At 69.4% G+C, this 16,330-nt stretch carries 19 protein-coding genes and 1 pseudogene; 12 read left to right on the forward strand and 8 right to left on the reverse strand.

Annotation, left to right across the window (positions count from 1 at the left end):
- Window positions 1-5 precede the first annotated feature (5 nt).
- Both D456_RS24105 and D456_RS26580 read right to left on the reverse strand, forming a co-directional pair.
- Window positions 6-1,151: an albusnodin/ikarugamycin family macrolactam cyclase gene (locus D456_RS24105; RefSeq protein ID WP_017576553.1), complete on the reverse strand. Its 1,146-nt coding sequence runs from the start codon at window positions 1,149-1,151 to the stop codon at window positions 6-8.
- Window positions 1,152-1,213: 62 nt separating this feature from the next.
- A complete protein-coding gene (locus D456_RS26580) occupies window positions 1,214-1,342 on the reverse strand; it encodes an albusnodin family lasso peptide (protein ID WP_017576554.1) in 129 nt (42 codons plus the stop codon).
- A 233-nt stretch (window positions 1,343-1,575) separates the two neighbouring features.
- Between D456_RS26580 and D456_RS0112690 the strand changes: the two genes are divergently transcribed.
- The 7 genes from D456_RS0112690 to D456_RS26590 all read left to right on the forward strand — a co-directional run bounded on the left by D456_RS0112690 (window position 1,576) and on the right by D456_RS26590 (window position 7,325).
- Entirely contained in the window at window positions 1,576-2,673 is a 1,098-nt protein-coding gene (locus D456_RS0112690; protein WP_239643825.1) for a helix-turn-helix domain-containing protein, read from the forward strand.
- 12 nt (window positions 2,674-2,685) lie between these two features.
- The gene (locus tag D456_RS0112695; protein ID WP_017576556.1) at window positions 2,686-3,270 is read left to right on the forward strand and encodes an HD domain-containing protein; all 585 of its coding nucleotides are present in this window, start codon (window positions 2,686-2,688) and stop codon (window positions 3,268-3,270) included.
- Window positions 3,271-4,122: 852 nt separating this feature from the next.
- Window positions 4,123-4,785, forward strand: coding sequence for a HemK2/MTQ2 family protein methyltransferase (locus D456_RS0112700; protein ID WP_193373832.1), 663 nt, complete (start codon window positions 4,123-4,125; stop codon window positions 4,783-4,785).
- Entirely contained in the window at window positions 4,778-4,993 is a 216-nt protein-coding gene (locus tag D456_RS0112705) for a CDGSH iron-sulfur domain-containing protein (RefSeq protein WP_017576558.1), read from the forward strand. Before D456_RS0112700 ends, D456_RS0112705 begins: the two co-directional genes overlap by 8 nt.
- A gap of 5 nt (window positions 4,994-4,998) precedes the next feature.
- Window positions 4,999-5,991 carry an iron-containing redox enzyme family protein gene (locus D456_RS0112710; RefSeq protein WP_040699240.1) on the forward strand — a complete coding sequence of 331 codons (993 nt, stop codon included), beginning with the start codon at window positions 4,999-5,001 and terminating at the stop codon, window positions 5,989-5,991.
- The gene (locus tag D456_RS0112715) at window positions 5,988-6,989 is read left to right on the forward strand and encodes an L-histidine N(alpha)-methyltransferase (RefSeq protein ID WP_017576560.1); all 1,002 of its coding nucleotides are present in this window, start codon (window positions 5,988-5,990) and stop codon (window positions 6,987-6,989) included. The genes D456_RS0112710 and D456_RS0112715 overlap by 4 nt, the downstream gene beginning before the upstream one ends.
- 144 nt (window positions 6,990-7,133) lie before the next feature.
- Entirely contained in the window at window positions 7,134-7,325 is a 192-nt protein-coding gene (locus tag D456_RS26590) for a hypothetical protein (RefSeq protein ID WP_230480046.1), read from the forward strand.
- A gap of 106 nt (window positions 7,326-7,431) precedes the next feature.
- Here the strand turns inward: D456_RS26590 and D456_RS0112720 are convergent, their stop codons facing one another.
- From D456_RS0112720 to D456_RS0112730, 4 genes are all read right to left on the reverse strand, one after another.
- Window positions 7,432-7,719, reverse strand: coding sequence for a hypothetical protein (locus D456_RS0112720; RefSeq protein ID WP_017576561.1), 288 nt, complete (start codon window positions 7,717-7,719; stop codon window positions 7,432-7,434).
- A 294-nt stretch (window positions 7,720-8,013) separates the two neighbouring features.
- On the reverse strand, window positions 8,014-8,508 hold the full coding sequence (locus tag D456_RS27260) for a substrate-binding domain-containing protein (RefSeq protein ID WP_017576562.1): 495 nt from the start codon (window positions 8,506-8,508) through the stop codon (window positions 8,014-8,016).
- A 3-nt stretch (window positions 8,509-8,511) separates the two neighbouring features.
- On the reverse strand, window positions 8,512-8,844 hold the full coding sequence (locus D456_RS27265) for a LysR family transcriptional regulator (protein ID WP_204366777.1): 333 nt from the start codon (window positions 8,842-8,844) through the stop codon (window positions 8,512-8,514).
- 292 nt (window positions 8,845-9,136) lie between these two features.
- The gene (locus D456_RS0112730; RefSeq protein WP_026115808.1) at window positions 9,137-9,592 is read right to left on the reverse strand and encodes a hypothetical protein; all 456 of its coding nucleotides are present in this window, start codon (window positions 9,590-9,592) and stop codon (window positions 9,137-9,139) included.
- 318 nt (window positions 9,593-9,910) lie between these two features.
- Here D456_RS0112730 and D456_RS24115 point away from each other — a divergent pair.
- Window positions 9,911-11,129 (forward strand): annotated as a pseudogene (locus D456_RS24115) (PucR family transcriptional regulator).
- 127 nt (window positions 11,130-11,256) lie between these two features.
- Here the strand turns inward: D456_RS24115 and D456_RS0112740 are convergent.
- Window positions 11,257-12,222: an LLM class F420-dependent oxidoreductase gene (locus D456_RS0112740; protein ID WP_017576565.1), complete on the reverse strand. Its 966-nt coding sequence runs from the start codon at window positions 12,220-12,222 to the stop codon at window positions 11,257-11,259.
- Between the two features lie 189 nt (window positions 12,223-12,411).
- On the opposite strand from D456_RS0112740, the gene D456_RS0112745 reads away from it, so the two are divergent.
- The 4 genes from D456_RS0112745 (at window position 12,412) to D456_RS0112760 (ending at window position 15,621) form a co-directional block, all read left to right on the forward strand.
- On the forward strand, window positions 12,412-12,939 hold the full coding sequence (locus tag D456_RS0112745) for a YbhB/YbcL family Raf kinase inhibitor-like protein (protein ID WP_017576566.1): 528 nt from the start codon (window positions 12,412-12,414) through the stop codon (window positions 12,937-12,939).
- 268 nt (window positions 12,940-13,207) lie between these two features.
- Window positions 13,208-14,254 (forward strand): ATP-grasp domain-containing protein, encoded by a 1,047-nt coding sequence (locus tag D456_RS24120; RefSeq protein WP_017576567.1) that lies wholly within the window; start codon window positions 13,208-13,210, stop codon window positions 14,252-14,254.
- Window positions 14,251-15,045: an inositol monophosphatase family protein gene (locus tag D456_RS0112755; protein WP_017576568.1), complete on the forward strand. Its 795-nt coding sequence runs from the start codon at window positions 14,251-14,253 to the stop codon at window positions 15,043-15,045. The genes D456_RS24120 and D456_RS0112755 overlap by 4 nt, the downstream gene beginning before the upstream one ends.
- A gap of 126 nt (window positions 15,046-15,171) precedes the next feature.
- The gene (locus tag D456_RS0112760; RefSeq protein ID WP_017576569.1) at window positions 15,172-15,621 is read left to right on the forward strand and encodes a DUF1707 SHOCT-like domain-containing protein; all 450 of its coding nucleotides are present in this window, start codon (window positions 15,172-15,174) and stop codon (window positions 15,619-15,621) included.
- A 79-nt stretch (window positions 15,622-15,700) separates the two neighbouring features.
- Here D456_RS0112760 and D456_RS0112765 read toward each other — a convergent pair whose 3' ends face one another.
- A complete protein-coding gene (locus D456_RS0112765) occupies window positions 15,701-16,195 on the reverse strand; it encodes a DUF3145 domain-containing protein (RefSeq protein WP_017576570.1) in 495 nt (164 codons plus the stop codon).
- Between the last annotated feature and the right edge of the window lie 135 nt (window positions 16,196-16,330).

Consider the following 16,330-nt stretch of genomic DNA (forward strand, 5'->3'; position numbering starts at 1 on the left):
TTTCCTTACTTAGTGGGGCTCTCCAGGTCGAACGGAGTACGTACCTGTGGCGTTGAACGTGCGTTCTGCAAGGCGTCCCAGATTGAAGTGCGTCGGATCTGCGCCCAACGAGCAGCTTCTCCCAGCGCTGCCCACGGCTTCTTGTGTCGCATGAGGTACGCGATGTGACTGGGCGGGGTGAGGAGGAGGCCGTCACCACCGTCACCGGTCATGTGCATGTCCGATCCCTGTTCCGCGAGCCAGACCAGCTGTGCTGAGAAGTGGGCGTAGGAGACGGTGGAGGGCGCGGGTTCGTCGGTTGCCGGTACCAGGTCGAGGTCGGTGTACGGCAGATGCTCGCGGCGTATCGGCATCCACCGGTGGCGTAACCCCTGGTGCGGAATGGACTCGCGTGCGTAATCGAGATCTCCGCCCTGGAACACTCCCTCCGGGTGCAAGGTGACTCCGGTGATGTGCCGCCCCTCGAGTGCGAGGCGGGCAGCAGCGACGAGTCCCAGCGCCGTGGAGTCGAAGCCGCCGGAGAAGTCCGTGCTTGGGTGCTTCCCCGACTCGATACGTACGCTCACTGCGCTTTCCAACGCCGAGCGGAGACGGCGACCGTGATCAACGCCGTCAGTCGCGGCCGGCCGCCAGACTGGGCGCTGTTCTACGTTCCTACCGGACAGACGCACCCTGTGGCCGAAGGCGAGCGGGTCCACGTGCTCGAAGCAAGACCCGTGGAACTGGTCACCGGCCACCCTGGCTGCCATGTGGGTGAGGCTGATCTCTGGGTCCCCGTGGAGCGACGCGAGCATCCGCGCGCTCGAACTCCAGATGAGCCCGTGTGCCGTGCGGCGTGTGTAGAGCGGTGTGGCGCCCAGGTCGGTCCACAGCGTGACGCCGTCCGGAGTGACCTCGGCGACGATGTAACTTCCCGCCCACCTCCAAGCAACGTCGTTGGGAACCCCGTGGGCTACCGCTCGCTGAACCTGATGAACATCAGCCCCACACATGCCGATCACTATCAAGCCGCTGCCACGGTCCCGATAGGGAATGACCATGTGGGGATCGGGGTATTCCGGACTCAGCCACAGCGACGGGAGGTCCGTAACGGGCTGTGCACCGGCCGGCCGGACGTGCATTTGGGGGCCGGTGGTCCCTCCGAACCACATGCTCTCCGCCTTCCTGAGGGGGCGAGGGCGCCCGCCCCGACGGACGAGCGCCCTCCAGGGGGTCAGTTGTACGGGTTGCGCTTGTTCTCGTTGCGGGCGCTGCCCTCGCCGAGGGTCAGGTCGGCGGCGTCGCCGAGGTCGATGACGGACTCGTCCGTGTCGAGAGGGACGGGAATGACCGAAGCGTCCATGCTTCTGCCCTTTCTTGATTGACGGATCGGCGCCGATCACTTATGCGCCGGGTAACCACACGCCGGGAAGAAAGTTTGAGATTCCCGCGTGCAGGTGCCGCTCTGTACTGTGGAACTCACGCTACGGACCACTCCCGCGGACCTGCCACGGACCGGGAGTACGAGTAACCTCCTCGGAGCCCCCCATGGCCAAGCGCACCGCCCCCTCAACCCGGACCGCCAGTCAGGGTTCGTTGTCACGACCCGACGCAGACCGTGAAGGGCGGGTGTCGGGGTACGTCCTCAAGACCATCCGACAGGCCGTCGGCCTCACACAGGAACAGCTCGCCGAGCGAACCCGGGTGGATGTATCCACTCTCCAGGGCTGGGAGTCCGGGCGCCGTCCACTGATGGCCGTCCCCACCGACGCCTACCTCGAGCTCCGCCACCTCCTCCACCGGCTGGGGGCGTCACCAAAGCTGCTCGAGCAGCTCGACACCGGTCTGCAAGCAGACCGCTTCCTCGGGTACGTACTCGCCTCGGACGGACCCATCGATCTGGACAACCACCCGCTCGCGACGTGGGTGATCACGAGACCGTTCACGGAGCTGGTCGCATGGCCCTTCACCGGTGCGGTGCCCCACGCTTTGCAAGAGGCCGCCCCGCTCCGCCGTCGGGGTCCTTCAGGAACCGGGCCCGGCCTCGCCTCGGACGAACGCCGACACATGGTCGATCACCTCCGGACCGTCGCCGAACAGTCGGCGAAGGCTTCTGTGGAGGGTGCGTTGCTTCGGCGCCAGGCTCACTACGTTGCCGGGTTCGACAAGTCCAGCGAAACCATCGAGTGGCTGGCGGTCATGCAGCGCGCGGAACAGCGACGCCTGGGCAACGAGGTGGAATGGAGCCCCTCGTGGGCCGTCGTCCGCTCGGGCGCGCACACCCTGGCCCGTACCGGCGATGAGGAGGCGCTCCCGCAGTTCATCGATGTGCACATCTCCACGGACGCCTGCGAGATCGCCAATCTCAACTACTGGGCGTACTGGCTCGGCGAGATCCCGGAGCCCCAGCTCGCGGATACGTTCATGATCGAGCTCCACCTCGACTCCTGGCACGGCGACCGGCTCATCAAACACCTCAAGGGCCGTCTCATCCCCACCAACCCCTACGTGGACGTTGTGTGCCACACCCTGTGGTCGTTGATCATCCGCAAACCCGCGCTGCTTGACACAAAGGTCGCCGATGACCTGGCTTCTTCGGTGCCCCGGATGCTGGAGGAAGGCGTTGTCTCACCACAGTCGCGTCGTGAGCTCGAGGAAGTCCTCTACGCTCTTCGAATGATCCAACGACGCTAGAAAGGGCCCTTCATGGCTGATGAGCAGGACGTGCGGGCACTGGACTACCTGTACGAGGCAGGCCTACTCAAGCGGTACCGGCGTACCGGCTGGGTGGTCGCCGGTGTCGCTGCCCCGGAGTCGATCGCGGACCACTCGCACCGGGCAGCGATCGTTGCTGCGGTCGTGGCTGAGCTGGAAGGGGCCGACCCGCAACGCTCGGCGTTCCTCGCGTTGTTCCATGACACGCAGGAATCGCGGCTGACAGATATCCCCTACATCGGAAAGCGTTACCTGAAGGCCGCATCCAACGCCGAGGTGACCGCTGACCAAACTGCTGGGATGCCTGAGGGGTTGGCGCGGTTGATCGGAGGAACAGAGTCGGAGTACGAGGCCCGAGAGTCAGCTGAAGCTGTATGCGCGCGGGATGCCGACAAGCTCGAATGCCTTCTTCAGGCCGTGGAGTACCGGGAGCAGGGCACGGACACCCAGGCGTGGATCGACACCTCGTTCGCAGCGCTGAAGACGTCTTCGGCTCAGCGGTTGGCGAAACTCGCTCTTGAGAGGACGCCGTTGGCGTGGATGCACGAGGCGCGGGACGCAAAATCCCCGAAGTAGGTGTACGCACGGATCCGCCCAGGCACCTCGGACCGTGACCGCGCGAGCCCTGGGTGTCCACGATGGGCGCTTGGGCGGCCACCTGGCCGGCGGGGTCATTGCGGCCGGCAGGTGCCCTTCCTGGCTCTGGCGCGTACGTGAGCTCCGCGCGCTCTTGCCGTCCACGATGAGTACGGCCAGGTCGACTGCACAGCCTTGCCCAGGGCGCACTCGACCTACCGCTACCGCGAGACGGACCTGGAGTCCACAGACGAGCATCGACGGCGCGGTCCGCAACGTCGGCCCGGATACGGAACAGCTCTACGAAGAGCATCTCTGCAAGACCACGATCAGGAAGGGCTCATCTCGAAGCCCAACCTTCTCCTGGGCGGAGACACCCACTCACCTCAGTATCCCCTTTTCTCGACGGCCCCTCGGACGAAGGCGACGAGAAGTGGGCGCTCCTGGCCCGGCCGAGTACGTGATTCCTCTCGATCCGGATTTCACTGCGTGCCCGTTCTGGAGCATCCGGCGAAGCGGCCTGAAAGCGCTGGATTTCGAGAACATGCGAATGGTGATGTGGTCCCGCCACTGGCATCCGAGGTAACGAAACAGGTCGGTCCGGGGCGCTCGACACCACCTCTCTCGATGCGGGACCCCCGCTTCTGACTGACGTCCATCCGCTCGTGCTCTCCGACGACTGGGACAGCGGGCCCCGGAGCGAATAGCTGCGGATAGCCTGGCTGCGCTGGCGCGCACCGGGTGGTGTGGGCCGACCCGCACGCAACGGCGCCGGACCCCTCGCCGGAGGTATGGCGGCGACGCTGCGGCAGGCACGATTGGTCGAGTCGGAGGCCGGGTAGCGGACAGGCCATGCTGCTAGTGCGACCGCCGGGCGTCTACCGAGCCCAGGAGGACACCTCGCTGCTCCGTCAGGTACTGCGTCGACGGGGCCGGCGCGGCCTGGTCGAGGGCCGCTCCGTCCTCGACATCGGTTCGGGTACCGGGGCGCTGGGTATCGAGGCCTTCCGTGCCGGCGCGGCCGATCTCACCGCCATCGACCTGTCGCGGCGTTCGGTCCTGACCAGTTGGCTCAACAGCCGCCTGCACGGGATCCCGGCGACGGTCCGCCGCGGTGACCTGTTCTCCCCCGTGAACCCGCACCGCTTCGACCTCGTGCTCGCCAACCCGCCTTACGTGCCCACCGCCGATAGGCCGCCGTCCCGCCACCGGATGGCCAGGTGCTGGGACGCGGGTCCGGACGGCCGGGTGCTGTTGGACCGTATCTGCGCGGGGGCGCCCTCGGCACTCGACGAGGACGGGACGCTCCTGGTCGTGCAGTCCGGGATCGCCGGTGAGCAAGCCACGCTGGACCGGTGCGAGGAGGCCGGGCTGGTGGCCGAGACGGTCGCGCGGGCCCGCATCCCGTTCGGTCCGGTCCTGCGGGCACGGGTCCCGGAACTGCGCACCCGCGGGCTGCTCGGTCCCGACCAGGTCGAGGAGGAACTCGTGGTCATCGAGGCGCGCCATGGCTGAGGAGCGTCGCCGGGTCGTCGTCACCGGGGAAGGCCCGATCCTCGTCCACGGCCCGGTCGATGTGGAGATGCCCGATGGAACGCGTGTACGGAGCGATCGGGCGGTGACCGCGCTGTGCGTGTGCGGACGCAGCCGGCGCCGCCCGTTCTGCGACACCAGCCACCGTCGACGTGTACGTGGCAAGGAGAGAAAGAAGGAGGAGCCGTGACCGCGATGTTGTCGGGGGCGCCGGTGCTTCCCGCCCCCCGTGGACCGGTCTCCGAGGCGGTTCTGTCCGCGCTGCGCGGGGATCGGCACGGATTCTCGGGCGCGGACGGGTCCTCGCCGTACGGGGAGGACCTCCAGCTGGCGCTCTACTGCTGTTACGAGCTCCACTACCGCGGTTTCCAGGACGTCGGCACGGACCGCGAATGGGATCCGGAAGTGCTCGCGGTCCGCGGCGAGCTGGAAAGGATCTTCCTCGACGCGCTCAGGGACGACGTGCCCTCCGGTACGGACGTGGAGGCCGAGCTCGACGCGCTCCTCGTCGAGCACGTCGACGCGTTCGGCGTTTCCCACCACCTGCGCCAGCACGGGAAGCTGTGGCAGCTGCGTGAGTACGTCGCGCACCGTTCGCTCTACCACTTGAAGGAGGCCGACCCGCAGTCCTTCGTCATCCCGCGCCTGGACGGCCCGTCCAAAGCTGCCCTGGTGACGGTGCAGCACGACGAGTACGGCGCGGGGGACCCCGAACGCACACACTCCAAGCTCTTCGCCGACATGATGGCCGGACTCGGTCTCTCCGACGCCTACGGTGCCTATCTCGGCTCTGCTCCCGCGGAAATGCTGGCCGAGGTCAATTTCATGTCGCTGTGCGGGCTGCACCGTGCCTTGCGTGCGGCGCTGATCGGGCAGTTCGCCACCATCGAGATCACCTCCTCCCCCGGCTCGGACCGGCTGGTCAAGGCCATGCGGAGACTGGGCTGCGGTCCGGACGCCGTCCGGTTCTACGCCGAGCATGTGGAGGCCGATGCGGTGCACGAGCAGCTCGTTCGGCGCGAGGTGATCGCGCCGCTGCTGAAGGACGAACCCGGGTTGGCGCCCGATCTCGTGTTCGGGATCCGCAGCAGCACGTTCCTCGCCGGCCGGTTGGAGGAGTACCTGTTGCACCACTGGAACCGCGGTGCCTCGAGCTTCCGCGAGCCCTCGTACGCGGGGCAGCCATGACCCCGTCCGAACCTGCGGTGCGGGTGGGCGTCGTGCCGCTCGACGACAGGGACGGCACGGTTGCGGAGGAGGAGGTCGTGCGCGCCTGCCTCCTGCAGACGCCGCCCCGGCTGCCGCCCTGGCTCGGCTACGACCCGGTCGGTTCCGAGCTGTTCGAGCAGATCACCGAGTTGCCCACGTACTACCTGACCCGTGTGGAGCGGGGCCTGCTGGAGCGCTACTCCTCGGACCTGGCCGAGCAGCTCGGCTGCGGTCGGCTCGCGGAGCTGGGTAGCGGGAGCGCGAAGAAGACCGCGCTGCTGCTGGAGAGTTGTGTGCGTCTACGTGCGACCACCTACCTTCCGATCGACGTCGATCGGAGCATGCTGGAATCCAGTGGTGCCATGTTGTCCGCGCAGATGGACGGTCTGGAGGTCACCGGGCTGTGGGGACGGTACGAGGCGGGTCTGGAGTGGCTCCGTACCTACCCCGGTGATCCGCTCGCGGTCGCCTTCCTCGGCAGCAGTTTCGGCAACACCACGCGTGAGGAGCGTGACGGGTTGCTCGACGAAATCGCCCGCAGTCTGCGCCCGGGCGAGCGCTTCCTGCTCTCCGCCGATCTGGACAAGAGCCGCGAGGCCCTGGAGGCCTGTTACAACGATCCCCCCGGGTACTCGGCCTTCGCCGACTTCCGGCTCAACTACCTCACCCAGCTCAACCGTCGCTACGGTGCCGGTTTCGTGCTCGACGACTTCGTCCCGGAGGCTCATTACAACGCGGCCACATCGACCGTGGAGGGGATTCTTCGTGCCCGGGACGACCGGACGGTACCGATACCGGGGCTCGGGCTCACACTGCACGTACCGCGCGGCCACTTCGTCAACGTCGGCTATTCGGTGAAGTTCAACGGCGAGCGGTTGGTCCGTGACGTGGGGGCGCACGGTTTCAGCCTGAGGTCGCAGTGGCGGGACCACGAGACCCAGTACGGGTTCTTCCTCTTCAGCCGCGACGAGCTCTGATCCGGAAGCTGCGCGCCCGTGCGCACTCGCAGTGTCCGGCGGCGTGTCTGCCTCTTCGTCCTGCTCAGGGTGTTCTCGCCGGTCCGACCGGGTGGTCGGGGTCCGTCCGGAGCCCCGTGCAACGACACAGGGCGGGAGGAGACCATGGCCGAGCTGAACCCGGTCGACCTGCAGAAGGCGCTCAAGGGGGCCAGTACCCCGCGAGCCGTGGGGCCTGACCTCACTGGCGCAGGAGAGCGGTGCGGACAACACCCTGGTGGAGGAGATCTCGGGCGCGGGACCGGACCGGTTCGGGGCCCCGACGACGTACAAGAGGCCCTCTTCGGCAACGATTGACACCCGTGGCCCCGGGACGGTGGTCGGCCGCAGCCGCGGGCCGCCGTCCCGGGTCACCGGGACCGATCCCTACGTCAGTTCTGCGGAGACGCAGAGGGCGGATCGGCTACTCCTTCGGGCCGTCCTGAGCACAGCTCCACACCCCAGCCAGCAGGGTCGCCCCGACCACGATCAACGCGATCGCCCACGATCCCACCGGCGCCATAGCGGTCTCGCATGTTCCTCCGGCCCCCATCCTGGGCGCCTCCCCCGCGGCGAACCACCCGAAGGAGCCGTCAACGCTGCCCGGGGTCCACCAACCCGCCCCACACGGCCCGCTGGGTATCAGCCCGAGGGCCAGTCCACCGGCGACCGAAGCGGTGGCCAGCGTGCGGATGACCTGAACAGGGGACACGGCTTTCTCCTCGTAACAAGTGCTTTTCCACAGGGGACGGACGCCCCACGAATCGCGTTCATCAAAGGACGAGGGATGAAACTTTAATGGAGGGGCGGTCCGTTGAAGGATATCTGCGATCCTCAGGGGCCGCTGAAGCGGCAGACCCTGGCCGCCAGCTCCAGAGGGTGACGTGCACCGAGGGCCGGAAGTGGCCCACTGGGACTCCCGTGCCCCGCAGCATCGTCTGTGTGGCACGGGCGGTGGCGGCGAAGCGGACGAACTCGTCGGCCAACCCGGGTAGCTCATCCTCCCTCAGGGGCGCGGCAGTCCAGGAATCCCCGGTGCGCGCGGGCGGTCTGCTCGGGGGGGGGTGACCAGCGACCCGGACGCCAGGTCACGGGAGACGGCGAAACCGCGCGCGAGCCCGACGCCCTCGCCCTGTCGGACACGGTCCAGGGCGGCGGCGTGGCTCTGGAAGACCCTCTGCCGGTGGGCGGGGATCCTGAAACGGCGCAGGGTCGACGGCACGGTCCCGTACCGTGCCTTGGCCGAGGGGCCCAGGGGCCACGTGTGTTCACGCATACAGCCTTCGTCGATCCGGCGCCGGGCCAGGGGGTGGCCGGGCGCCGGCACGGTGACCATCTCGAAGTCGAGGATGGTCCGTCCGGTGATCGCAGGTCCTGTCCCGGGACGGGACCCGAGCGCGGACCCGACGACGACGTCGACGGACCGGCTCCGCAGGAGGGCAGGCAGTTCTTCGGGGTCGTGCACGCTGAGTTCGGCGTTGAGGTTGTCGACTCGGCCCACGAACTACTCGATGAGGCCCAGAGCGGTGTAGTCGTCGAACAGGCTGGAGGCGGCCACCCGCAGGAGGCGTTCTCCACCGCGGGCCCGGGTGACCTCGCTGAGAGTGCGGTCGTGCAGTTCCAGCATGTCAGCGGCGCGGCCGGCCAGGCGCAGGCCTCCGGGGGTGAAGACGAGTCCGGCAGCGCTCGGGGAGAACAGGGGGTCGCCGAAGAATGTGCGGATCCTACCCACCTGCAGGGACACGGCGGCCTCGGAGACACCGAGATCGTGTGCGGCCTTCTCGGCCGAGCCGGAACGGGCCACTGCCGAGAACGCCCAGAGCCGACTCGGGGTCACCGCAGGTCCCTTCTTCGGCGTGTACTCGGGTACGCGGGCCCGCAGGGCAGGGCGGGACAACGGCTCGAAAGCCTGGACGGCATGTGGGCCTCCCGGGTGGGGTGTGCGGTCGGATCAGAAGAGCGCTCCCCGGCCACAAGGGGACTTCGGTCCCGAGCCGTCGCGGCGAAGGCCCCTGCTGTAGCCGCAAGTACCGCGTTCCTGTCCTTCTCCTTCCCGGAGCCGTTTCCGGGAGCGAGGGCTCGGGGCCGTAGGGCCGGAACCTGTCGGTCCCGCCCCTACGGGTGCGGGGTCAGGCCCCGCCGAGGGTGGTGCCCGGGACACGGGTCGCGGTCCAGACGCCTTCGTCGTCCGCGCGCAGCTCCAGACTGCCGGCTTCCTCACCGCCGGAGAAGACCATCGCGACGCTGACGATCTCGGTCTCGCCGTCCAGGTCGCTGTTCATCTCGGCCTCGCCGGCCTCGAGGCCGTCGGGGCCGGGTAGGGATTCGGCGTAGTCCGGAAAGGCGGTCGCGCAGTCGTCGGCTTCCTGGGTCTGGGCGACGAGGTCCTGGGCGGGTTCGTCGAGCAGCGCGCATCCGGCCTCGCCGTCGCGGTCGTGCACGGCCTGGACGAAGTCCTCTGCCGTCTGCTCGGCCGAGGCCGTGCCGCCTTCCTCGGGGGCGGTCTCGGCACCGTCGTCGCCTCCGCATGCGCTCAGGGCCAGACCGAGGGCCAGCGCGGGGACAGCAACAAGGGTGCCTCTCATGGGGATGAGGTTTCGCATGGGGATGATGTGCCTTTCATGGAGCGGGGGAAAGACGGGGGAGAAACATTGTTACCGCACTCATCGAAGCGGTGACTACTTGTGCGGACAGGAGGGTGTGTGCGGCCCTCGGGCAGAGTTCCACGGTGGCGGGGGGCCACGGGACCGGGGTTGTTCCCTCCGTCGACCTCTGGTGGGATGGAGCGTGGCCCGCAACACTCGCAACCGCGACCGGGCAGTACAACAGGACTTTCTGGCGCGAAGGAGCACGCGCGGGCGTGCCACGGGCGGCGCGGCCGCGCGTCCGCGCCGGAGGTGAAGATGACACGTCCGCTGCGGGAGAGCCCACGGACCGACCCGTTCGCGCAGATCCCCCCCGACGTGGTCCCGCCCCTGCGCGCACTGGTGCCCGGAATGGTCGAGGAAGCGCTCGACGGTATCCGCCGGCGGGCGGAGAGCTTCGGTGCGCCCCTGGAGACTGAGGAATCCGACCAGCTCAGCACGATGCTGGCCGCCGCGCTCGGGACCTTCCTGGAACGCGTGGAGAGCCCCGGGGACGCCGGGGGCGGGCCCGAAGAGGTGGCGACGCAGTTCCGTGCGTTCGGTGAACACGAGGCCCGCTCCGGACGCACCCTGGAGTGCCTGCACACGGCCATGCGCACGACCGCGGCGGTGGCCTGGCGGCAGATGTCCGACGCCGGCCCGCATACACACAGGTACATGGGGCCGATCGGCGAGGCGATCTTCGTGTTCCAGGAGGAGATCTCGACCGCGGCGACGCAGGGGCACGCGCGTGTACGCGGCGCCGGAGTGGATGCCCTGCGCCGGCGCCGGGCCCGGCTCTCGCGTGTACTCCTGGGCGAGACGGGCATCGAGTACGACGCCCGGGCTCTCGGCGGTCTGGCCCGTGCGGCACGGTGGCAGGTGCCCGAGCGTGTAGCGGTGGCGCTGCTGCACCGGGAGGGTCCCGCCGAGGTGGCGCCGATGCTACCGGGTGAGGTCCTGGTGGATCTGGATCGGGCCGAACCGCGCGCCGTCGTGCCCGACCCGGAGGGGCCCGGGCGCCCCCCGCGCGCTGGAGCGGATCTTCCGCGGGTTCGGTGTCGTACTGGGCCCGAGCGTTCCCTTGGACCGTGCACCCGAGTCGTTGGGGCGGGCCAGAGACCTGGCCGAGCTGGTCGTTAGCGGGCTCGTGCCCGGCGGCGACGTGGTGCGTTGGGACGACCATCTGCCGGAGCTGTTGCTCTCGCGCGACAGGGGCCTGGTCGGTGCCATGGCGCGTTCCCGTCTCGCCCCGATGTCGCCTCTGCGCGCGCACCAGCGCGCACGGATGGCGGACACGTTGTTGGCGTGGCTGGAGTCCGGGTTCAACGCGAACGAGGCCGCGGAACGGTTGCGGATCCATCCGCAGACGGTGCGCTACCGGATGCGCCAGTTGGAGGGGTTGTTCGGCGAGCGTCTGCGTGATCCGACCGAACGTTTCGAACTGGAACTGGTCCTACGGGCCCGGCGTCTGCTCGGTCCCCTGGAGGAAGACTGACCGCTGTCCCCGGCCGTGTGCGGCACCTGCCTCGGTCCTGGGCCGAGGCAGGTGCCGCACGGGCCGAGCGGGCGCACGGGCTCCGCGTCCGGAAGCGGGCACCCGCGCGACCGGAACCTCTGCGCCCCTACGCGGGCGCGAGGGCGCGCACGACGGCGGCGGGGTCGGTGCCGGGCGGGGTGAGGGGTGCCAGGACGGGGGTGCTCACACCGTTGTCGGTGTAGGCGCGTACCCGTTCCCGGCAGTACTCGGCGGGCCCGTGCACGAGGAGGTCGTCGACGACGGAGTCGGGGATGGCGGCCAGGGCGCCCTTGCGGTCGCCCTCCTCCCACTTCTTCCACATGGGTCCGAGCTCCTCGCGGCCCAACCACTCGTGGAAGGCCCGGTAGACGGGCACGTTGAGGTAGGCCGCGATGGCCCGGCGTCCGATGGCGCGTGCGGTCTCTGCGTCGGTGTCGGGCGCGACGAAGATCCGCGCGACGATCTCCTTGTCCTCCCCGAACTGGCGTACGTGCGGGGCGACGGTGCCCACGTCCTGTGCGGAGAGCCAGTTGATGATGGCGCCGTCGCCCTCGCGGCCGGCCAGGCGCAGCATGCCCTGGCGCAGCGCGGCGACGAGGATCGGCGGGCTCTGCTCGGGCGGGGTGGAGAGGGTGAAGCCCTGGACGGAGAAGGTGTCGTAGTCGGCCTTGACCTTCTCCCCGGTCAGTGCGGTGCGCAGGAAACGCACGGTATCGCGCATGCGTTTGTAGGGTTCTTCGAAGGGGATGGAGTTCCATCGTTCGACGATGACGTTGGAGGAGGTACCGACCCCGAGCGCGAACCGGCCGGGTGCGGCTGCGGCGAGGGTGGCGGCGCTCATGGCCAGGGTCGCGGGTCCGCGTGTGTAGACGGGCACGATCGCGGTGCCCAGGCGCAGTTGCGGCGCCCACTCGCTCGCGAGCGCGAGCGGGGTGAAGGCGTCGGTGCCGTTGGCCTCGGCCGACCACACGTCGGTGTAGCCGAGGTCGGGCATGCGCTGGAAGAGGTTCTTCTGTTCGAGGAGGGACAGTCCTTCGAGTGGAACGGTCATACCCCAACGGGGGGTGGTCATGGCGTCTCCCTGCGGATCGGTGTCCCCAGACATCATACCGCCCGGTCGGTTTGTGGACACCCCTTGACTTTTCCCCATCGGTCACGGCCCACTCCCCCACGCGCCCTCCGTCAGATGTGAAACAACGCCCGCCGGGGCGTATGTTCGTAACCGAAGACACACCCGAAGCGAGCGAAGGAGGCCCAGCCAGTGGCCACGCCACCCTCCCCATACGACTTCCTGCCGGAGGTCCCGTCGTTCACCGTCACGAGCACCGACGTGGACGAGGGCCGGACCCTGCCCAAGGCACAGGTCAGCGGGATCATGGGCGCCGGCGGTGAGGACGTCTCGCCGCAGCTGTCCTGGAGCGGGTTCCCGGAGGACACCCACAGCTTCGTCGTCACCTGTTTCGACCCCGACGCGCCCACCGCCAGCGGTTTCTGGCACTGGGCGGTCGCCAACATCCCCGTCAGCGTCACCGAGCTGGCCACCGGCGCGGGTGAGGGCTCGGAGCCGGCCGAGGGTGCGGTTACCCTGCGCAACGACGCGGGAAGCAACCGTTACATCGGTGCCGGGCCGCCGCCCGGACACGGCCCGCACCGCTACATGTTCGTCGTGCACGCGGTGGACGTGCCCCGCCTCGAGGTCGACGAATCGGCCAGCCCGGCCTTCCTCGGCTTCAACCTGTTCTCGCACACACTGGCCCGGGCCACCATCGTCCCGGTCTACGAGCAGTAGCCGGCCTCCCCGCGCCGCGCGGGACGCCCCGGGGCGGGCAGCGGTCTCCCGGCCGCTGCCCGCCCCGCCTCTCTCCCGGGGGCGCTGGTGTACACGCGCGAGCAGCCGAAAAGGTTCACGTTCGACGACGACACAGCCGGAACCGGCCAATCCGCCGTCCACCCGGCCTTTCGGCGTTACTCTCTGTGGTCTGACCAGCCGCCCTGACTCCCGGACAGCCTTGAGGGGTGCATCGGTGCCAGACCAGACAACGACGAAACCGACCGTCGTGGTGACCACCGCCGGCTCGGCCCCCACACCCGGCACCATCCTCCACCTGCGCTCCTGCGGGTTCCGTGTGGTGGCCACCGACGTCGACCCCGCTGCCCCCGGTCTGTACCTGGCCGACCGGGGCTGCCTGGTTCCCCCGGGCGACAGCGAGGCGTTCCTGCCCCGCCTGCGGCAGTTGTGCGCGGAGGAGCGGGCCGTGGCGGTCATCCCCCTGGTCGACGAGGAGCTCCTCGGGGTCGGCACGCTCGACGGCCCCGCCACCACGGTGCTGCTGCCCCGCCCGGAATTCGTACGCACCTGCCTGGACAAGTACGTCCTCATGCGCGAGCTCGACACGGCCGGGATCGGCGTGCCGCGCACCTGGCCGATGTCCGAATGGCCCGCACAGGCCGCCGACACCGCACCCGGAGGGCTGGTGGTCAAACCCCGCAGCGGACGCGGCAGCCGCGGGGTGTCCTTCGTCGGTTCCGCACAGGACATGGCGCGGGCCGTGGCCGAGGGCGGGTACGGCACCGAGGAGCTCATCGTGCAGGAGCGGGTCACCGGACCCGAGTACACCGTCTCCGTGGTCGCCTGGCGCGACGGACGGGCCCAGGCCGTGGTGCCCAAGGAGGTCGTACTCAAGCAGGGCGTCACCAAATACGCGGTGACCCGCCGCAACGAAGCGGTGGAGGAGGCCTGCCGCGCGATCCAGGAGAACCTGCGCGCCGACGGCCCCTTCAACGTGCAGTTGTGCTTGGACGGCCACGGGCGTCCACGGGTGTTCGAGATCAACCCCCGGTTCTCGTCCACGGCGGCCCTGACCAGGGCTGCGGGGGTCGACGAGATCGCCGGGCTGTTGAGCCAGGCGGTACTCGGGGGTCCGCCGCTCACCGACGACTGGCACGAGGGGGTGGCCATGGTGCGGCGCTGGACCGACGAGTTCCTGAGCGAGTCCCAGTTCACCTCGCACGGCATCTCGCCCGCACCACCCGCTGCGGCGCCCGCCCGGCCCTCGCACGAGGACGCGCCGGACGAGCACCGGTCCCCGGTGCGTGCACGGTGAGCGCCCCGCAGACCCATCCCCTGGCCGAGGCCGTGGCCGGCGCCGTCACCGGGGTCGGGGCGTTGCTGCGCACCTGGCGCGCCGATCCGGCGAACCTGAACGGGGTCTGGGAGGGCAGCCAGTTCAAGGCCCGGGCCGACGCGATGGCGCACCGGGCGTTGAGTGACCGGCTCGCGGCGATCGATCCGACCATCCCGGTCCTGAGTGAGGAGGACCCCGCGGGCCTGCCCCGGCACCGTCCCTCCCGTTACTGGCTCATCGACCCCGTCGACGGCACCGCCAGCTACATCCACGGGTTCTCCGGCTACGTCACCCAGGCAGCGCTGGTCATCGGCGAGCGGCCCGAGGTCGCAGCGGTGTACGCACCCGACAGCGACACGCTCTACACGGCGGTGCGGGGCCGGGGTGCGCACCGTGACGGCCGGCGCCTGCCGCCTCTGGGCGCCTGGCCACCGGGGGCAGGTGTGCTCACCGACAACACGCCGGAACCGCGCGGTGTGGCGTTGCGGGTGTACGAGCACTTCGGTTACGACGCGTACCTGGAGAGCGGGAGCATCTCCCTGAAGTTGTGCCTGATCGCCGAGGGCACCGCGCACCTGTTCGTCAAGGACGTGCCGGTACGTGACTGGGACGTGGCCGCGCCGGCGCTGCTGTTGTCGGAGGTGGGCGGCCATCTGACCCGGTTGGACGGGACCGGTTTCACCTTCCGCGGGCCGTGGGAGCACACCGGGCTGGTGGGTGCCGCCGACCCTTCCACGGGGCGTCGGGCCGCGCACTGGTCGGCGGGCTGAACCGCCTCCGGGCCGGCTTCGCCGAATCCTGGCCCGGCGCACACAAGTCGCGTCCACAGGGCCTTTCCGCGGCAAAAGGTGAAGCGTATCGTGTGGGCCACGACTCGCGCCTGTGGGGGTGGGAAGTTGCAGGACCAACGTCTGCCGCTGAAGCAGATCCGTGCCTCCGACGGCGAGCGTGACCTCACCGTCGAACGCCTCGCCCGCGCTTTCGCCGAGGGCCGCCTGGACCGTGAGGAGTACGACCGCCGCGTCGATTCGGCGCTGATGGCCGTGCGCGTGGGTGAGCTCGGGCGGCTGACCGCCGACCTGCCGCGTCCCACGTTCTCCGGTCGGCGCCCCCGTTTCAACGGCACACGGCGCGGCGGCGACCTCGGTTCGTGGGCGGTGCCGCTGCGGGAGTGGAACGACGAGTGGCGTGCCTGGGGCGGCGCCGCACTGGTCCTCACCGGCCTGTGGGGGATCACGAGTGTCGTGGGCGGTGCTCTGTTCCCCTTCTGGCCGGTGGTGCCGTTGGCGATCTGGGCGGCCCTGCTGCTGGTGTCGGCGCTGGTTCCGGGCCAGGAGCATACCTGAAAGCCCTGGGGGCGGTCCCCGCTGCGGGGCGCGTGGGCCCAGAGGGGCGGACCTGCCGCGGGGAACGGTACGAGCGGTGTCAGCCGACGGCGTGCAGCCAGCGTACGGGGGCGCCGTCGCCTGCGTACCGGAAGGGTTCGAGCTCCTCGTCCCAAGCCTTGCCGGTGAGCAGCTCCAGCTGTGCGATCAGGTCCGCTCCTCCGGCGGCGGCCTGTTCGGTGGCCGCGCGCAGGCGCCCCTCGGGCACCAGGACCTCGCCGGCGGCGCTCATGATGGAGGCGAACATGCCCAGCGACGGCGTATAGCTGTAGCGAACACCGTCGCAGTCGGGTGAGCCCTCCTCGGTCACCTCGAACCGCAGCCGCTGCCACGTGTTGAGGGCCGAAGCGATCTCCCCGGCCGTCCCGGGCCTGCCCTGCCAGTTGAGTTCGGCCCGGTGGTTTCCTGGGGCCGCGGGTTGAGCGACCCAATCGAGTTTGACGGGCACACCGACGACACCCGCGACCGCCCACTCGACGTGTGGGCACAGCGCCGCGGGCGCGGAGTGGACGTACATGACGCCACGTGCGGACACCGAACCTCCTGTTACGAACGAGTGCGCTTCCCCGACGCCCTCGTACCACGAGAAGGTTGCATACCCGCCTTGATGCGTTTGCCCCATTGTGCCGTAAGGGCATCCGGAGAACCAGCGGTCACGCTGGTCGTTTTC

Source organism: Nocardiopsis kunsanensis DSM 44524 (assembly GCF_000340965.1).
GTDB lineage: Bacteria > Actinomycetota > Actinomycetes > Streptosporangiales > Streptosporangiaceae > Nocardiopsis > Nocardiopsis kunsanensis.